Source organism: Leifsonia sp. AG29 (assembly GCF_009765225.1).
In the GTDB taxonomy this organism is placed as follows: domain Bacteria; phylum Actinomycetota; class Actinomycetes; order Actinomycetales; family Microbacteriaceae; genus Leifsonia.
The window spans coordinates 3,412,282-3,428,884 of sequence record NZ_VMSF01000001.1 but is presented as its reverse complement, the minus strand read 5'-3'; the positions used below and the strand labels follow the sequence as shown (position 1 = coordinate 3,428,884).

The window sequence follows — 16,603 nt, the reverse complement described above, 5'->3', positions numbered from 1 at the left end:
CTCAGCGCGGGCGACCTCTTTTGTGCTCTCAGCCGTAAGTATCGCGCGGACCGCGGCCTGGAATCGACCTGGGGCCGTGATTCCAGGAGGGGGCGTTGGGTCCGCGGAAGTGGATGGTCTCGATGTCCGCGTCGGGGAAGAGCTCGGCCACCTTCCGGAGGAGCTCGGAGCGCATCATCCCGAGCTGCGTCGCCCAGGCCGTCGAGTCGCACCGGATGACCAGCGCGCCGTCCGTGATCCCCTCCGGGAAGGAGTGCTTGGCGTTCTCGGAACCCGCCAGCGCCTCCCACTGGGTGAGGATGTCCGACTGCGCCAGAGCGGAGGTCCAGCCGAGCTGCGCGGTCAGCGAATCCATCACGTCGCCGAGACCGCGCGGATCACGGCCCGGGCTGAACGGCCGGCTCATCCCCTCCGCGACCTCGGGTCGTTCGCGGCGGGCCCGGCGAGTGCGGGCCGGCGTACCGGTGAACAGCTCCTTGAGACGCAGGTAGACCCGGGAGGCTTCGCTCACCGGCGGCTCGGACGTCTCGGACGGTTCGCGCTCAGGCACCCGGTGCCTCCACCACGGTTCCCGCCTCGATCCGCACCGTGTGCGCGGCGAGCTCCTCCGGGACATCGTCAAGCACGGCTGCGGTGATGAGCACCTGCTCGTAACCACCTACGGCGGTTGCGAGCATGCGGCGCCGCGCCTGGTCGAGCTCGGCGAACACGTCGTCGAGGATGAGCACCGGATCGCCGGTGGAGGACTCCCGCCGCAGGAGCTCTGCCGAGGCCAGCTTGAGGGCGAGCGCGAACGACCACGACTCGCCGTGGCTCGCGTACCCCTTGGCGGGGAGGCCGTTCAGCTCGAACAGGAGGTCGTCGCGATGGGGGCCGACCAGGGTGAGGCCCCGGTCCAGTTCTTTTGGCCGCGCCTCCGCGAGAGCCTGCCGGAAAGCATCCTGCGTGGTGGAACCGGCTTGATCGGTTACAGCAGTGGGCTCGGGCTCCTCCTCGTCGTCGACCGACGCACCCCGGATGGTCAGTTGCGGGAGGAGTCGCGGGTGGTGGTCGTCCCCGGCGACCGAACGGTAGGCGCTCACGAGCGGGACGCTCAGCCGGGCGACGAGGTCGAGCCGCGCGTCGACGAGTTCGGAACCGAGGGCGACGAGTCGGTCGTCCCAGATGTCGAGGGTGCCGAGCTGGTCCGCTCGCACCCGGGAGGCTCGCGCCGACTTGAGCAGGGTGTTGCGCTGCTTGAGCACGCGCTCGTAATCGGCGATGACGGCCGAGAACCGCGGATTCCGCTGGATGAGGAGCTGATCGAGGAACCGGCGGCGGATCCCCGGCTCGCCCCGGACTAGGGCGAGGTCCTCCGGAGCGAAGAGCACGCTCGAGAAGTAGCGCGGCAGCTCCCGAGGCTTGATCGCCGCCCTGTTGACCTGCGCCCGGTTGGACGCGGACCGGTTCAGCTGCACTTCGACGAGGAGCTCCCGGCCGTCGTGCTGGATGCGGGCCCGCACGATCGCCGCGTCCGCTCCCTGCCGGATGAGGGCGGAGTCGCTCGACACCCGGTGCGACCCGAGGGTGCTCAGGTAGCCGAGCGACTCCACCAGATTGGTCTTGCCCTGACCGTTGCGTCCGACGAACAGATTGGCGCCGGGCGCGAACGGGACATCCGCGGTGCGGTAGTTGCGGAAGTCCGTCAGGGAAAGGTGTGTAACGCGCAAAGAGGGTTAGTCCACGGCCTTCACAGCGTGACCGCCGAACTGGTTGCGCAGCGCGGCGACCGCCTTCATCGCCGGCGAGTCCTCCTGACGGGAGACGAAACGGGCGAAGATGGAGGCGCTGATCGTCGGCAGCGGGACGGCGTTGTTGAGCCCCTCCTCCACGGTCCAGCGGCCCTCACCCGAGTCCTGCACGTAGCCCTCGATGTGCTCGAACTCCGGGTCCTGCTCGAGTGCGCGGACGAGCAGGTCGAGCAGCCAGGAGCGGACCACGGTGCCGCGCTGCCAGGCCTTGAAGGTCCCGGTGACGTCCTTGATGATGTCCTTGCGCGTGTCGAGCAGCTCGTAACCCTCGGCGTAGGCCTGCATCAGCGCGTACTCGATGCCGTTGTGCACCATCTTCGCGTAGTGACCCGCGCCGACCTCGCCGACATGGACGAAGCCCTCCTCGCGAGGGCCCTCGGGACGGAGTGCGTCGAAGACCGGCATCACACGCTCGACCTGCTCCTTGGAGCCGCCGACCATGAGTCCGTAGCCGTTCTCGAGGCCCCAGATGCCGCCGGAGACGCCGGCGTCCATGAAGTCGACGCCGCGCGGGGCCAGCAGCTCGGCGTGCTTGAAGTCCTCGGTGAACTTCGAGTTGCCCCCGTCGATCACCAGGTCGCCCTTCTCGAGGAGCGGTTCGAGGCCGCGGATCACCGAATCGGTGATCTCGCCGGCCGGCACCATGACCCAGACGGTCCGCGGAGCCGGCAGGGCGGCGACGAGGTCCGCGAGCGTCGCGACGTCCGACACGTCGGGGTTCGTGTCGTAGCCGGTGACCTCGATGCCCTTCTTCTCGAGGCGGGCGCGCATGTTGTTGCCCATGCGTCCGAGACCGATGAGGCCGATGTGCATGATGATCCTTCTTCTGTTGCTTCAGCGGGACCGGGGTCAGCGAAGGAGGAGGTTCGGCTGGAGCAGGTACTTGTACGAGTCCGATCCGGCCTGGTCCTTCGAGGTCTGGCTCGTGATGAGCACAGGACCCGGCTTGTTGGGGTTCTCGGTCTTGGTGAAGGAGATCCGGACGAATTCGGAGTGCACCGCACCAAGACCGTCGAGCAGGAACTGCGGTTTCAATGAAACCACCGTCTCCTGGCCGGTGAGGAGGGCGTCGATGCTCTCGGATGCCTGGGCCTGCTCGGAGCCGATCGCCTCGAGCGTCAGTCCGTCGGCTGTGAAGGTGTAGCGGAGCGCGGCCTCGCGCTCGAGGACGAGCGCGACGCGGCGAGTGGCCTCGATCAGCTCGCCGGTGTTGACGACGGCGTAATTGTCGACCTGGTCCGGGAAAAGCCGGCGCACGGGCGGGAAATTGCCCTTGATCAGGAGGGACGTGACGGTCTTCTTGTCCGCCGTGAAGGCGATCAGCTCGCGGTCGTCGCGGTTGGTGATCGAGACGGCGACCGTGCCGCTGTGACCGAACGTCTTGCCGATCTCCGTGAGGGTCCGTGCCGGCACGAGCGCTGTGACCGACCCGCCCGAGGTGGTTCCGTTGTCCCAGTCGATCTCGCGGACCGCGACGCGGTAGCGGTCGGTCGCGACCAGGCCGAGTCGATTGTCACCGACCTCCAGCTGAACGCCGGTGATCACCGGCGTCACATCGTCGCGCGATGCCGCCACGCCCACCTGGGCGACGGCCTCGGCGAACTCGTCGGCCGGGACCAGTCCCGCCTCCCCGGAGACCTGCGGGATGCTCGGGTATTCCTCGACCGGCATGGACAGGAGCGTGAAGTTCGCGGATCCGGCGCGCACGACGATCTTGGATTCCTCGGTGGAGAACCGCACCGGGGCGTTCGGCAGCTTCGCGGCGATCTCGGCCAGGAGTCGCCCGGACACCAGGACGCGGCCCGGCTCCTCCACCTCGGCGGCGATCTCGGTCTGCGCGGACACCTCGTAGTCGAACGAGGACAGCTGGAGGCCGGTGTCGGTGGTCTCGATCAGCACGCCGCTCAGGATGGGCAGTGTCGTCCGCTGCGGCAGGAGCTTCACCGCGAACGAGACGGCTTCGCTGAAGACATCCCGGTTGGCTTGGAACTTCACGAAGTCACCCCTGTCGGTTCGGCGGTACGGATCGTCACAAATCCTAGCGCCTGGCCTCTGACGCAACAGTTGTGATTCCTTGGGCGCTCCGATCGGACGCTCGCCGGGAGGAGGTTGTCGGCCGACCCCTTCTCAGAAGAGTTAAGGATTAATCGTGTTAACCGCTGTGGAAAGTGTGGATAAGTCTGTTGAGACCAGTCGGCGACTGGGAACTACAGGTCGGTGACATGTTGATGACCTGAGGAATCCGGATGTTGACAAGGGGCTTGCGTGCAGGAGGCGACCGTGCACTATTCACACCCCGGTGCGATTCGTCCCCATTAACCGGTGGACTATCCGGAAGCTATCCACAAGTTATCCACACCTGTTAATAGTGCACTGTCCCCACAATGGGGATGGATTTGTGGATAACTCGGGCGTCAATCGGGCGTCGCCGGCGGTTCATCGACCCGCCACCGCGGCGTCACTTGCCGTAGCGGTGGTTCTGCTTGATCCTGCTGGTCAGCTCGGTGACCTGGTTGTAGATCGAGCGCCGCTCCTTCATGAGCTCGCTGATCTTCTTGTTGGCGTACATCACCGTGGTGTGGTCGCGGCCGCCGAAGAGCTGCCCGATCTTGGGGAGGGAGAGGTTCGTGAGCTCGCGGCAGAGGTACATGGCGATCTGACGGGCGGTGGCGACCGCCTGCGACCGGCTCGAGCCGTAGAGGTCGTCGACGCTCAGCTTGAAGTACTCGGCGGTGTTCGTGATGATGTCCGTCGGCGCGATCACGTTGTCGTCGTCGAGCGTGATCAGGTCCTTGAGGACGGTCTGCACGAGCGGCATGTCGACGGGGGTCCGGTTGAGGCTCGCGAACGCCGTCACACGGATGAGCGTCCCTTCGAGCTCGCGGATGTTGCTCGACACCTTCGACGCCATGAACTCGAGGATGTCGTCCGGCACCTGGATCTTCTCGCTCTGCGCCTTCTTGCGCAGGATGGCGATGCGCGTCTCGAGGTCGGGGACCTGGACGTCGGTGATCAGACCCCACTCGAACCGCGACCGCATGCGGTCCTCGAACCCGGTCAGCATCTTGGGAGGCAGGTCGCTCGTGATGACCACCTGCTTGTTGTGGTCGTGAAGCGTGTTGAACGTGTGGAAGAACGCCTCCTGCGTCTCGACCGCTCGCTGCAGGAACTGGATGTCGTCGATCAGGAGGATGTCGATGTTGCGATACCGCGCCTGGAACGAGGAGCCCCGGTTGTTCGCGATCGAGTTGATGAAGTCGTTGGTGAACTCCTCGGAGCTCACGTAGCGGACGCGGATTCCCGGGTAGAGGCTCATCGCGTAGTGACCGATGGCGTGGAGGAGGTGCGTCTTCCCCAGGCCCGAGTCGCCGTAGATGAACAACGGGTTGTAGGCCTTCGCGGGCGCTTCGGCCACGGCAACGGCCGCGGCGTGGGCGAATCGGTTGGACTGCCCGATGACGAAGTTGTCGAAGCTGTACTTGGAGTTCAGGCGGGTGTCGCCGTTGCGGGGCGGCGCCGTGATCTCGGTCGGGGCGCTGACGGTGGTCGGCGCCTCCGTGTACGGGATCGTCTCGGGTTCCACCGGTCCGGACAGGGACTCCTGCTGGATCTCGGGGTTCACCACGATCGCGAAGGTGTTGATCTCGAGCGCCTCATCGAGCGACCCGATGGCGTTCAGGAGGGGCACCCGGCTCCGCTGCTCGATCATCCCGCGGGTGAACTCGTTCGGGACCTCGAGGTAGAGCGTGCCCGCCATGATGCCCTTGGGCTCGACCAGGCTGAGGAATCCGTACAGCTGGGGGGTGATGCGATCGTCCGTCTCGAGCTTGCCGAGCACGCTCTGCCATGCCGCAGAAATGGACTCTTCGCCGCCTGCCATCGTTCCCCGTCTTCTCAGTGTCGCGGTCGCGCCGCCGTGTGCCGTCCCCCGATGGGAGGACGAGTCATGCCCCCGATGACTCTCGTCGGGTTGGCGACCCGGTTCGGCCGCCGGTGGGTATTCACAGAGTTATCCACCGCTGCGTGTGCAATACCGTAGCGATCCTCGGCCGTTTTCGGGATGGGCTGGGGATAACTTTCGACCTCACGGTAACTTGTCCACAGAAGCGGGATCAAATCCATGGAGGGGCATACGTCGGCGCGTCGGACCGTCCTCCGCTGTCAATCCCGTGCATAATCAGTGGATTTGACCGGCTTCGGTTTGACCTTGTCCCATCCGAGGCCGTAGCTTTAATCAGTTGACTTCAGCCGGTTCCGGCTGCCTTGAAACTTTCCTGGCCTCCCCGTGCTGGTCGTTCATCTCAGCACCGGCCTGTGAAAAGACCACCCACGGAGATAGATATGAGCAAGAGAACCTTCCAGCCGAACAACCGCAAGCGCGCCAAGACCCACGGCTTCCGCCTCCGGATGCGCACGCGCGCCGGTCGCGCGATCCTGTCCGCTCGCCGCAGCAAGGGCCGCGCGAAGCTCTCCGCGTAGTCCTCCGCCGAGGGCCGGCCGGTGCTCGCGAAGCGCAACCGCATCACGCGCGGAGCCGACTACCGGGCGACCGTGCGTCGTGGTGTCCGCTTCTCCGGAACGCTGACCGTGACGTACGTCCGCACGAATGTCGACTCCGGCGCCGTACGGTTCGGCTTCATCGCGGGCAAGACGGTCGGCGATGCGGTGCGGCGCAATCTCGTCCGCCGGCGGCTCAAGGCGATCGCCTACGAGCTGCTCCCCCGCCTCGCCGATTCCTCCGCCGGCGGCCCGGGAGTGGACATCGTCGTGCGAGCATTGCCAGCCTCTGCTCAAGCCGGGTGGGCTAGCCTGCACGAAGAGGTCTCTCGAGCCGTCAGCCGCTACCTCAGCCGTAGCGCCACGAGATAAGGTCACCGTCCGCCCATGAATGCCGCGATCGCAGCTGTGCTCCTGGCCCCGCGTAACGCGGCCGTGCTGCTGCTCCGTGCGTACCGGGCCGTGATCTCGCCGCTCTACGGCGACGTGTGCCGCTACTACCCCTCCTGCTCCGCTTATGCCCTGCAGGCGATTCAAGAGCACGGGGTCGTGATCGGCGGTTTCCTGGGCACCAGGCGGATTCTCCGCTGCCATCCCTGGGCGGCGGGCGGGGTCGACGACGTCCCCGTGAAGAAGACCCGACGCTATCGCGTCACTCCGTTCGGATTCGTGGTCCCGGCCGACCACCACCACTTCGCAGCCAGAAGGGCCTGATCTCCTCCCCATGCCTGATTTCATCGGACTCATCCTCTGGCCCATCAAGTGGGTCGTCGAGCTGATCCTCGTCGCCTTCCATTGGCTGTTCACGACGGTCGGAATGGACCCTGCCGCGGGGATCACCTGGGTGCTCTCGATCGTGGGTCTGACGGTGGTCGTGCGTGCCGCGCTCATCCCGATCTTCGTCCGGCAGATCAAGAACCAGCGGCGGATGCTCGAGATCGCTCCGCAGCTCAAGAAGATCCAGGACAAGTACAAGGGCAAGAAGGACCAGTTCTCGCGTGAGGCCATGTCCCGCGAGACCATGGAGCTCTACAAGAAGACGGGCACCAACCCGCTGAGCTCATGTCTTCCGCTCCTGCTGCAGATGCCCGTGTTCTTCGCGCTGTTCCAGGTCCTCAACGGGGCTCAGAGCGGAAAGGCCGGCGTCGGTCCGCTGAACTCGGAGCTCGCCCAGCAGTTCGGGAACGCCACGCTCTTCGGCGTCGCTCCCCTGCACCAGAGCTTCCAGGGGGCGATGAACGCCCACCCGCCGCAGGTCGCGGTCATGGTGATCGCGGCCGTTATGGTTATTCTGATGACCGGGTCGCAGTTCCTGACCCAGCTCCAGATCGTCTCCAAGAACATGTCGCCGGAGACCAAGGCGAGCCCGCAGTTCAAGCAGCAGCGCATCCTGCTCTACCTGCTCCCCTTCGTCTTCCTGTTCTCCGGTTTCGCCTTCCCGCTCGGTGTCATGTTCTACTGGCTGACCTCGAACCTGTGGACCATGGGCCAGCAGTTCCTCGTGATCCGCAACATGCCGACGCCGGGCTCTGACGCGGCCAAAGCTCGGGAGGCGCGGCTCGCCCGCAAGGGCAAGCTCGTTCAACCGGATGGTGCCACCGTCCTCGCCGTCGATGAGGTGCCGAAGCGCTCCACGACGCAGCGGGTTCAGCCGGTCGGCAAGAACCGGGCCAAGAAGCAGGCCGGAAAGTAGCAGGAGTAAGACATGACCGACGTGCAGACCGAGTTCTCCTCCCCCGAGGACACCGAGCAGACCGACGAGCAGCTGTCTCAGGACCCGGCTCAGGAGCCGACGGTTCAGGAACTCGATCGCGAGGGTGACATCGCGGCCGACTACATCGAGGAGCTGCTCGACATCGCGGACATCGACGGCGACATCGACATCGACACCCGCAACGGCCGCGCGTACCTCTCGGTCAACGCGGACTCCGACAGTAATCTGGTGCTCCTCTCGAAGCCGGAGACTGTGGCCGCGCTGCAGGAATTGACCCGTCTCGCCGTGCAGAACAAGACCGGTGAGTACTCACGTTTGATCCTGGACATCGCCGGTTCCCGAGACGCTCGCCAGGCCGAGCTCGCTCGACTCGTGGATCACGCGATCACTCGGATCGAGGAGGGCGCCGCCGAGGCTGCGCTGCCCCCGATGTCGTCGTACGAGCGCAAGCTCGTCCACGACATCGTTTCCGAGCGGGGCTTCGTGTCGAACTCCCGCGGTGAGGGGCGCGAGCGTCACACTGTGATCTCGGCCGCGTAGGTCACGTTTCACGTGGAACATCTCGCAGCCGGCTACCCGGAACGGGTGGCGTCATGACCGACGGCCCTGACCGCGGTGGCGAGTTCGGTGCAGATCGCACGCCCCGCGGCAAGTCAATTGCCGCCGGTGATGGGACCGCTGACGCCGAACAGAACGCAGCCGATGTTGTTGAGCGCGAGCCTGCGATCGCTGCATCGCTCTTCGGCGAACGCCTTCCGCTCGCGCGGTCTTTCACACACGAACTGGCGGCTCAGGGAGAAGAGCGGGGACTCATCGGGCCCCTGGAACTCCCCCGCCTCTGGACGCGACACATCCTGAACTGCGCCATCGCCGCTCCCCTGCTTCGCCCGCGTCGCGTCGGTGATGTCGGAAGCGGAGCCGGGCTTCCGGGGCTGGTCCTTGCGATCGCGCGACCTGATGTCTCCTTCGTGCTGATCGAACCCATGGAACGTCGCGTCGCGTGGCTGACCGAGCAGGTTAGCGCTCTCGGCCTGGACAACGTCGAGGTGATGCGCGCTCGAGCTGAAGACGCGCGCTTGCCGGAGCCGCTCGACCAGGTGACGGCGAGGGCGGTGAGCGCCTTCCGGAAGTTGATCCCATTGACTGCTCCTCTCCTTCGCGACGGCGGCGAGCTTGTTCTCATGAAGGGCGCGGGGGCGGCGGCCGAGGTGGAGGCGTCTGCCAAGGAGATCCGGAAGTATCGCGTCCACGACGTCGAGGTCTTGACCCTCGGCGAAGGAGTCCTCGACGAGGTCACGCGCGTCATCCGCGCCACTGTGCGCTAACACTCCCCCGGGACCCGCGTCCCATGCCGGACCGGGCAGCGCAATATCGACCGAGTGTGCTGCGGTCGGCGTATAGCATCGCGCCCAGCGCCCGATTCTCGCTCTGTGGTTGACTGCAGATCGCGCTTACGATGCCTCTGGTGCAATTGAATCGGTCGCTTCCGGTGTCTCAGGGCCATCCTGAGGGCCCAGAGGTGTCGCTGTCGGAGGTCGAATTCGTTCGGATTGCGCCTGTCGCGAGTCGACGAATGCACCTGAGGAGGCGCGGGCGTGGACGGGTATGCCGCTCGAGTGTAGTGCGAGGGCGCCGGCAGGGATGGTCGGTCGAACGCTGACGGTCGACAATTCTGGCAGTCGCATACGGGCGAGGGGGACTGTGACATGTACGAGAACAATGGGCACCGAGCGCAGGGGGGTCGGGGTCGAACCGAAAGACCGCATAGATATGGCTGTCGGGATTCCTGCGACGGCGGGGTTCGACTTTCGGATCAGGTGGGATCACCATCGCGCCAGGCGCGATGTGCGGTCGGGTGCATGACCAGGTCGCGCGTCCTGGACTCGTCTACGTACTCGCGGGGCCATCACGGACCATCGCGAAAGCGGATCGATCGAGTACGGTCCCGGCCCGGGTTGGCCTGAAGACCCAGCGGGGTTCACTGGCTGGAGAACAAGCGTACGACTCCGTCTGTAGAGATATCTCGTCCGGCAGGCTGAGAAGAAGGGACGTCGGTCCGCGCATCGTGTTCCCCGTCAGTCCACCGCCCCATATTGCGGTTGGACCCCGCCAGAGCCGGCACGCCCCGACTGACGCCGGCGGCTCGAGCACCCCACTCCCCCGAGCTGACACGCAGAGCGATCTCGTATCCGCCGGTCGTCAACTTCCGGCATCTGTCTGCTCGAACCCGGCCGGTCCCGGGGGAATTCTGTGCGTCGACCTGGGTAAAGGATCGTTCCGCAACCATCCATTCAACCGGAGTGCTGGAACTGCCGCTCCCATTCAGGCCCTCGCGTCCGACGATTCCGTTCGGACGGATGATTGAGGCCTCCCACGCCGGCCCGCTTGACGCATTCTCCCTCGCAGGTTTCACGTGAAACGGGTGTCCAACGGTGTGCCTGGACCGCAGGGTTGTGCACGTCCACACTGACCGCGCAGCCATACCGGTAGGGGCCCTTGTGGTTGCCTCGAGGTCCGAGAGGTTTGCCGCCTCTTAGCTCGCCGCGCGATCAGGAGGCCGCGGCTATGAAGGCGCGGGCGCGCGCCGATCTTGAGGTTTCACGTGAAACGCAACTCGTCAGCGGGGGCAGAGCGTCCACGTGGGTCGCGACAACGAGTCGAGCCCGCCGAGCCCGCGTGCTCACCGGCTGACACGGGTGTGACGTTGCGGGACGCGTCGGGCTCGACGTCGAGCATCAACTTCCCGACCGCGAGCGTCGTTCGACCGCAGGGGCGAACCTTCCTGAAGGGTCTAGCGCGAGGGTCTCCCGCAGGACTTTGCCGCGCTCGTTCGGTGGGCGCCGAGCGCGACGTGAATATGCGTTTGCAGCCGGGAAAATCGCTCACGTGACGTTCGTTGACCCGTGTTCGGTCTGTTTACCCTCGGAAGCACGCAGCCTTGGGAGTTTCACGTGAAACGTCAGTGCCGACAGCGCTCACGTGGGCTATCTCGTGCTCCAGCTGACTTACGCGCCCAACTTTCGGCTAGCTCCAGCTGACTTACGCGCCCGACTTGGGCTAGCTCGAGCTGTATGGCGGCGTGCGGCGGCACGGCATGGGCCATGTGAGGGAATCGCGACATGGAGACGCACCAAGTTCGCACCCAGCCGTCACGATGCCAGATGAGATGCGCGAGACCGGGTTGGCAGCGCTCTCCCGGGAAGGTCGCCTGGCCCCTACTCCCCAGGCCGCACTTGCCGTGTCTCGTCATAGCCAGCGCCCCAAGTCACAGTGCCAGGCTGCCCGGATACGAGAAGCTGCCATCACGTGATCAGATCACTCTGCGGCTTCGTGTCCCCGTCTGTCGTCACGTTCCGCGGGTGCATCGAGCGACGCCTCGTCGTTGTTGGAGGCGAACCAAATGGCGCGAAGGGCAGTGGCGGTCGCAGGCAACAGGTGGAGTATTCCCATGACCTCGGCTGCCGCTCTACCTGGGACTGCTTCTCTGTGTATCGGACCGCTCTTGTCTCGGCGCGCGGGTCGCCACCTCCAACAAGGAGACAGACACCCTGTCTCAAGAGCAGGCCGGCGAGGATTCCCCAGACATGATGCGGAAGGCCGCGGTCGCGTCGGATCGGGAACGACGTCAGGCACCACACGTCGGCTTGCGCTTGATGAGAGAGCTCGGGCGCGCTCATGGTTGTCGGCAGCGCGCCGTGCGACTCCAGTTGGGGCGCTCCTCGCGTGATGGGCACCGCGTCAGTGTCTGGGGGGCATTCCCCGCCCAGGCCGGGTTGCCTCTGGGCCGGAACCGCGCTGCGCGCCGCAGCTGGCATACGGTGCACAGTCGTGCAGCAGACACGGAGAACGCGGTCGTGCAACACCGTGCACATTCCGCCGAGGTGTTTCACGTGAAACAGCGCGGCAACATCGCATCTAATCTGCGGTCCACCCGAACCGCGGACCACATCATCACCCAACACGCTCACGCGGCTCGGCCTCGGCAATGCAATCCTCGCGGCGGTTGCCAAGGAACATGACCGAAAGTTTCACGTGAAACAGCGACGACAGCGTCGGCGCTTCGCCGCTGGGCCGCGCCGATCGGCGGAGACAAGGCCCTGACAGCATCACACCGGCTGACGAACCCCGTTTCACGTGAAACCGCTGTGGATATCGTCATTCCTCCACAACACAGCGCTGACGAGCGAGTCCGCCCGATCGTTCCCGTTAGAGTTGAAGAGACGGGCGAAGAACCCGCCAGGCCTGACCGAACTGCCGACGTACGTCACTGCCATGATCGAGGTTTCACGTGGAACAACCGGAACAGGGAACGTCTGTCAGTGAGACGGACGACGACCTCGGTCCCTTTGATCTCACGACTCCCCTGGCTCGCGAACTCCAGGACCTTGCCCGACGCCGGCAAGCCATCGCCGCCGAGACGCTGCCCCTCCCCTCTCGCACGCGCGTCTTCACGATCTCGAACCAGAAAGGCGGCGTCGGCAAGACGACAACGGTCGTGAACCTGAGCGCTGCGCTCGCGAAGGCGGGCGCGCGAGTACTCGTGATCGACCTGGACCCGCAGGGGAACGCCTCCACTGCGCTCAGCGTCGAGCACCGCGAAGGCACCCCGAGCGTCTACGACGTCGTGGTCAACGACCGCGAGCTCGAAGAAGTGATCCAGAAGAGCCCCGAGTTCGATGGGCTCTTCGTGGTGCCGGCGACCATCGACCTCGCGGGCGCCGAGATCGAGTTGGTTTCCATGGTGGCTCGTGAGCAGCGGCTCTCCAGAGCACTTGGCAGGTTCCTCGACGAGTACGACATCGATTACGTGCTCATCGACTGCCCGCCGTCGCTGGGGCTTCTCACCATCAACGCGTTCGTCGCGGCCACCGAGGTGCTCATCCCGATCCAGTGCGAGTATTACGCACTCGAGGGCCTGAGCCAGTTGCTCAAGAACATCCAGCTCATCGAGCGTCACTTGAACCCGGCCCTTCGGGTCACCACGATCCTGCTCACGATGTACGACTCGCGGACCAATCTGGCCCACCAGGTCGCCGCGGATGTCCGCGAACATTTTCCGAAGGAAGTGCTCGACACGATCATCCCTCGCTCGGTCCGGATCTCCGAGGCACCAAGCTATGGGCAGAGCGTCATCAGCTACGACGCCAATTCACCAGGATCGCTCTCCTACATGGAGGCGGCGGCAGAGATCGCAAGAAGAGGAGTACCACGGTAATGGCAGCGAAGCGCACCGGATTGGGCCGCGGCATCGGCGCACTCATCCCGATCAGTGATCAGGCGAATCGTCCCGTGGACGTCTTCTTCCCGTCGTCAGGGGGCGCCGCCACGGCGCTGGCCGAGCGTGAGGAGGAGCTCGTCACCGTCCCCGGCGCCCGACTGGCCAACCTCTCCCCCGACGCGATCGTTCCCAACCGGGTCCAGCCGCGCACCGAGTTCGATCGGGAGGCGCTCGACGAACTCGTCGCGAGCATCCGTGAGGTCGGCGTCCTGCAGCCCATCGTGGTGCGCCCCCTTCCGGAGGAGCCCGACCGCTACGAGCTGATCATGGGCGAACGTCGCCTCCGTGCGACGAAGGAGCTCGGGCTCGACACGATCCCGGCCGTCATCAAGGACACCGCCGATGAGGACATGCTCCGCGATGCGCTCCTCGAGAACCTGCACCGGTCGCAGCTGAATCCGCTCGAGGAGGCCTCCGCGTACCAGCAGCTTCTGGCCGACTTCGGCATCACGCAGGACGAGCTCGCCAATCGCATCGGCCGCTCGCGACCGCAGATCACCAACACCATCCGCTTGCTGAAGCTCCCCGCACCGGTCCAGACCCGTGTCGCCGCCGGCGTGCTGAGCGCGGGGCACGCGCGCGCGATCCTCTCGCTCGGCGACGACCACGAGGCGATGCTCCGGCTGGCGGACAAGATCGTCAACGAGGACCTCTCCGTCCGGGCCGCCGAGGCCGTGGCGAGCAGGACTCCCAAACCCGCCCGTACGAAGGCCACGCCCGGCAAGCATCGTGGACACCTTGACGAGATCGCCGAGAAGCTCGGTGACCGCCTCAATACCCGGGTCAAGATCACGCTCGGTGCACGAAAAGGCCAGGTCGTGGTCGATTTCGCGACGATCCAGGACTTGAACCGGATCCTCGAGGAGATCGGTCAGCCCTCCTACAGCTGACGGTCCGGGGCACTCCCCCGGACTCGTCACCGCTCGGCTGTCACCGCTCCGCGGTCACCCCTCGGCGATCGCCGCCAGCGCGAGAGCCGCATACAGTTCGCCGGCGTCCCTCCCCGCGGCCGCCACCGCCTGCGGCATGATCGAGGTCTCCGTGAGACCGGGAAGCACGTTCGCCTCCAGGAACCAGGGCGTTCCCGCAGCATCCACGATGAGGTCGATCCGCGACAGATGCCGCAGGCCCAGCGCCTTGTGCACCGTCACGGCTGCTCGGGCGACGTCCGCCGCGACGGACGGATCCAGGCGAGCCGGGACGAAGAAGCGCGTCTCCCCGGCGTTGTAGCGAGCGTCGAAGGTGTACGCGCCGTCGACGGGCTCGATCTCGACCGCCGGTAGCGCGTCGGGCCCGTCACCCGTGTCCACGACGGCGACGGACACCTCCACACCGTCGATCTTGCGCTCGATGAGGGCGACCTCCGAGTACGTGTAGGCGTCGACCATGGCGCGCGGGAGCTCGTCCGGCGACGTCACGATCGTGACACCCTGTGCCGAGCCGCCCTGAGACGGCTTGACCACGAGCGGAAGACCGAGGCCGCTCAGGACGGTCTCCAGGACGCTCCCGGCTCCGAGTTCGCGGAAGGTGTCCTTGGGGAGGGTCACCCACGCGGGTGTGTCCACCCCTTCCCGCGCAGCGATCGTCTTCGCCGTCGGCTTCGACCAGGCCAGTCGCGCGGCGTCCGTCTTCGATCCGACGAACGGCACGCCGATGAGCTCGAGCAGCGCCCGCAGTGCGCCGTCCTCGCCGCTGGCCCCGTGCAGGGCCGGCCACACGACGTCCGGCCGCTCCTCCCCCAGCGCGGCCAGCAGCGTCGCGTCCGGGTCGCGGAGCGAGACGCGGTGGCCCCGCGAGTTCAGTCCATCGGCGACGCGACGCCCGGTGCGGAGCGAGATGTCGCGCTCGTGCGAGATGCCCCCGGCGAGGACGACGATGTCGAGTGCTTCGTTTTCTGCCATGACCAGGACTTCTACCTAACGCAGATCAGTGGGTGGGTTCGAGCTCGTCCGGGAGGGACGGCTCGCGGTGAGCGGGCCGGTCCCCGCGAAGGTCTCCAAGAGGTCCTGCTCGCCGCCGATGACGTTGGCGAGGCGGCGGATTCCGACCCGGATGCTCTCGGGCGTGGGATAGCAGAACGACAACCGGATGTTCTGGGCCCCCGAACCGTCGGCGAAGAAGGCCGTGCCGGGCGTGTACGCCACGAGCTCGGTGACGGCCCGGGGCAGCATCGCCTTGGCATCGAGATGCGGCGGGAGGGTGACCCACACGTAGAAGCCACCGTTCGGGTTCGTCCAGCGCAGCTCGGGGAGGTGCTCCTCCAGGGCCGAGATCATCGCCTCCTTGCGCTCCCGGTAGACCCCGCGGAAGGTGTCGATCTGGCCCTTCCAATCGGCGTCGCTCAGGTACTCGGAGACCACGAGCTGCCCGAACGAGCTCGGGCTGAGCACGGCCGCCTCATTGGCGAGGATGAGCTTCTCGCGGATGGCGTGCGGCGCGAGCGCCCAGCCGATGCGGAAGCCCGGCGCGAGCGTCTTGGAGAAGGTTCCGAGGTAGACGACGCCCTCCTGCTCCACGGATCGCATGGCCGCCGGCGGCTTGTCACCGAAGTAGAGCAGGCCGTAGGGGTTGTCCTCGAGGACGAGGATGTCGTTCTGCCGGGCGATCTCGAGGATCTCGAGGCGCCGCTCCCAGGTGAGCGTCACACCGGCCGGATTGTGGAAGGTGGGGATCGTGTACAGGAACTTCACCCGGCGTCCCGACGCCTTCACCCGCACTATGTGCTCTCGAAGCGCCTCCGGGATGAGCCCGTGCTCGTCCATCGGCACATGATCGACCTCGGCCTGGTACGACTTGAAGATCACCATGGCGGTGACGTAGCTCGGTCCCTCCGCGAGCACGACGTCGCCCGGGTCGATGAAGAGCTTGCTGAAGAGTTCGAGAGCGTGTTGCGAGCCCGTGGTCACGATCACGTCGTCGGCGTTGGCGCGGATGCCCTCGAGCGCCATGACGTCGAGGATCTGCTCGCGGAGAGCGGGCACGCCCTGGCCCGACCCGTACTGGAGGGCCACCGGGCCCCGCTCGCGCATCACGCGTTCCATGGCGCCGACGACGAGGTCTTCCGGGAGGGCGGAGACGAACGGCATGCCGCCGGCCAGCGAGACCACCTCGGGGCGGCTGGCGACGGCGAACAGGGCTCGGACCTCACTGGCGGCCAGCCCGGCCGTCCGCTGCGCGTAGTGGTGGTACCACGGGTCCAGATTGTTTCCCCGTTGCGGCGGGGTGCCCTGTTCAGTCACTGACCGGTCCGTTTCTCGTGTCGTGCAGCAATGCTATGGGGGCTCCGGCGCCCCTCCGAAATCGGGTATGAAAAAGACCCGCCCG

Annotated in this window: 15 protein-coding genes; 8 read left to right on the top strand and 7 right to left on the bottom strand. The window is 66.1% G+C overall.

Going from position 1 to position 16,603, the window contains the following annotated elements; translation table 11 throughout:
* Positions 1–28 precede the first annotated feature (28 nt).
* The 5 genes from FPT20_RS16560 to dnaA all read right to left on the bottom strand — a co-directional run bounded on the left by FPT20_RS16560 (position 29) and on the right by dnaA (position 5,670).
* Entirely contained in the window at positions 29–550 is a 522-nt protein-coding gene (locus FPT20_RS16560) for a DUF721 domain-containing protein (protein ID WP_233265583.1), read from the bottom strand.
* Positions 543–1,709 (bottom strand): DNA replication/repair protein RecF, encoded by a 1,167-nt coding sequence (gene recF / locus FPT20_RS16555; protein WP_158867327.1) that lies wholly within the window; start codon positions 1,707–1,709, stop codon positions 543–545. Before recF ends, FPT20_RS16560 begins: the two co-directional genes overlap by 8 nt.
* Positions 1,710–1,715: 6 nt before the next feature.
* Complete coding sequence (gene gnd / locus FPT20_RS16550; protein ID WP_158867325.1) at positions 1,716–2,603, bottom strand: phosphogluconate dehydrogenase (NAD(+)-dependent, decarboxylating); 888 nt, start codon at positions 2,601–2,603, stop codon at positions 1,716–1,718.
* A gap of 36 nt (positions 2,604–2,639) precedes the next feature.
* A complete protein-coding gene (gene dnaN, locus FPT20_RS16545; RefSeq protein ID WP_158867323.1) occupies positions 2,640–3,785 on the bottom strand; it encodes a DNA polymerase III subunit beta in 1,146 nt (381 codons plus the stop codon).
* 463 nt (positions 3,786–4,248) lie between these two features.
* Positions 4,249–5,670 (bottom strand): chromosomal replication initiator protein DnaA, encoded by a 1,422-nt coding sequence (dnaA, locus tag FPT20_RS16540; RefSeq protein ID WP_158867321.1) that lies wholly within the window; start codon positions 5,668–5,670, stop codon positions 4,249–4,251.
* 461 nt (positions 5,671–6,131) lie between these two features.
* On the opposite strand from dnaA, the gene rpmH reads away from it, so the two are divergent.
* From rpmH to FPT20_RS16500, 8 genes are all read left to right on the top strand, one after another.
* Positions 6,132–6,269, top strand: coding sequence for a 50S ribosomal protein L34 (rpmH, locus tag FPT20_RS16535; protein ID WP_158867319.1), 138 nt, complete (start codon positions 6,132–6,134; stop codon positions 6,267–6,269).
* Positions 6,270–6,290: 21 nt separating this feature from the next.
* Positions 6,291–6,659: a ribonuclease P protein component gene (gene rnpA, locus FPT20_RS16530; RefSeq protein WP_158867317.1), complete on the top strand. Its 369-nt coding sequence runs from the start codon at positions 6,291–6,293 to the stop codon at positions 6,657–6,659.
* 15 nt (positions 6,660–6,674) lie between these two features.
* Positions 6,675–7,001, top strand: a complete 327-nt coding sequence (gene yidD / locus FPT20_RS16525) for a membrane protein insertion efficiency factor YidD (protein WP_158867315.1) — start codon at positions 6,675–6,677, stop codon at positions 6,999–7,001.
* A gap of 10 nt (positions 7,002–7,011) precedes the next feature.
* Positions 7,012–7,980 (top strand): membrane protein insertase YidC, encoded by a 969-nt coding sequence (gene yidC / locus FPT20_RS16520; RefSeq protein ID WP_158867313.1) that lies wholly within the window; start codon positions 7,012–7,014, stop codon positions 7,978–7,980.
* Positions 7,981–7,992: 12 nt separating this feature from the next.
* Positions 7,993–8,541 carry a Jag family protein gene (locus FPT20_RS16515; protein ID WP_158867311.1) on the top strand — a complete coding sequence of 183 codons (549 nt, stop codon included), beginning with the start codon at positions 7,993–7,995 and terminating at the stop codon, positions 8,539–8,541.
* Positions 8,542–8,594: 53 nt separating this feature from the next.
* Entirely contained in the window at positions 8,595–9,326 is a 732-nt protein-coding gene (rsmG, locus tag FPT20_RS16510) for a 16S rRNA (guanine(527)-N(7))-methyltransferase RsmG (protein WP_158867309.1), read from the top strand.
* A gap of 2,963 nt (positions 9,327–12,289) precedes the next feature.
* On the top strand, positions 12,290–13,216 hold the full coding sequence (locus FPT20_RS16505; protein WP_158867307.1) for a ParA family protein: 927 nt from the start codon (positions 12,290–12,292) through the stop codon (positions 13,214–13,216).
* Entirely contained in the window at positions 13,216–14,169 is a 954-nt protein-coding gene (locus FPT20_RS16500) for a ParB/RepB/Spo0J family partition protein (RefSeq protein WP_158867305.1), read from the top strand. Before FPT20_RS16505 ends, FPT20_RS16500 begins: the two co-directional genes overlap by 1 nt.
* A 54-nt stretch (positions 14,170–14,223) precedes the next feature.
* Here FPT20_RS16500 and FPT20_RS16495 read toward each other — a convergent pair whose 3' ends face one another.
* Positions 14,224–15,180, bottom strand: coding sequence for a D-alanine--D-alanine ligase family protein (locus FPT20_RS16495; RefSeq protein ID WP_158867303.1), 957 nt, complete (start codon positions 15,178–15,180; stop codon positions 14,224–14,226).
* Between the two features lie 15 nt (positions 15,181–15,195).
* A complete protein-coding gene (locus FPT20_RS16490) occupies positions 15,196–16,518 on the bottom strand; it encodes an aminotransferase-like domain-containing protein (protein ID WP_158867301.1) in 1,323 nt (440 codons plus the stop codon).
* Positions 16,519–16,603: the final 85 nt, after the last annotated feature.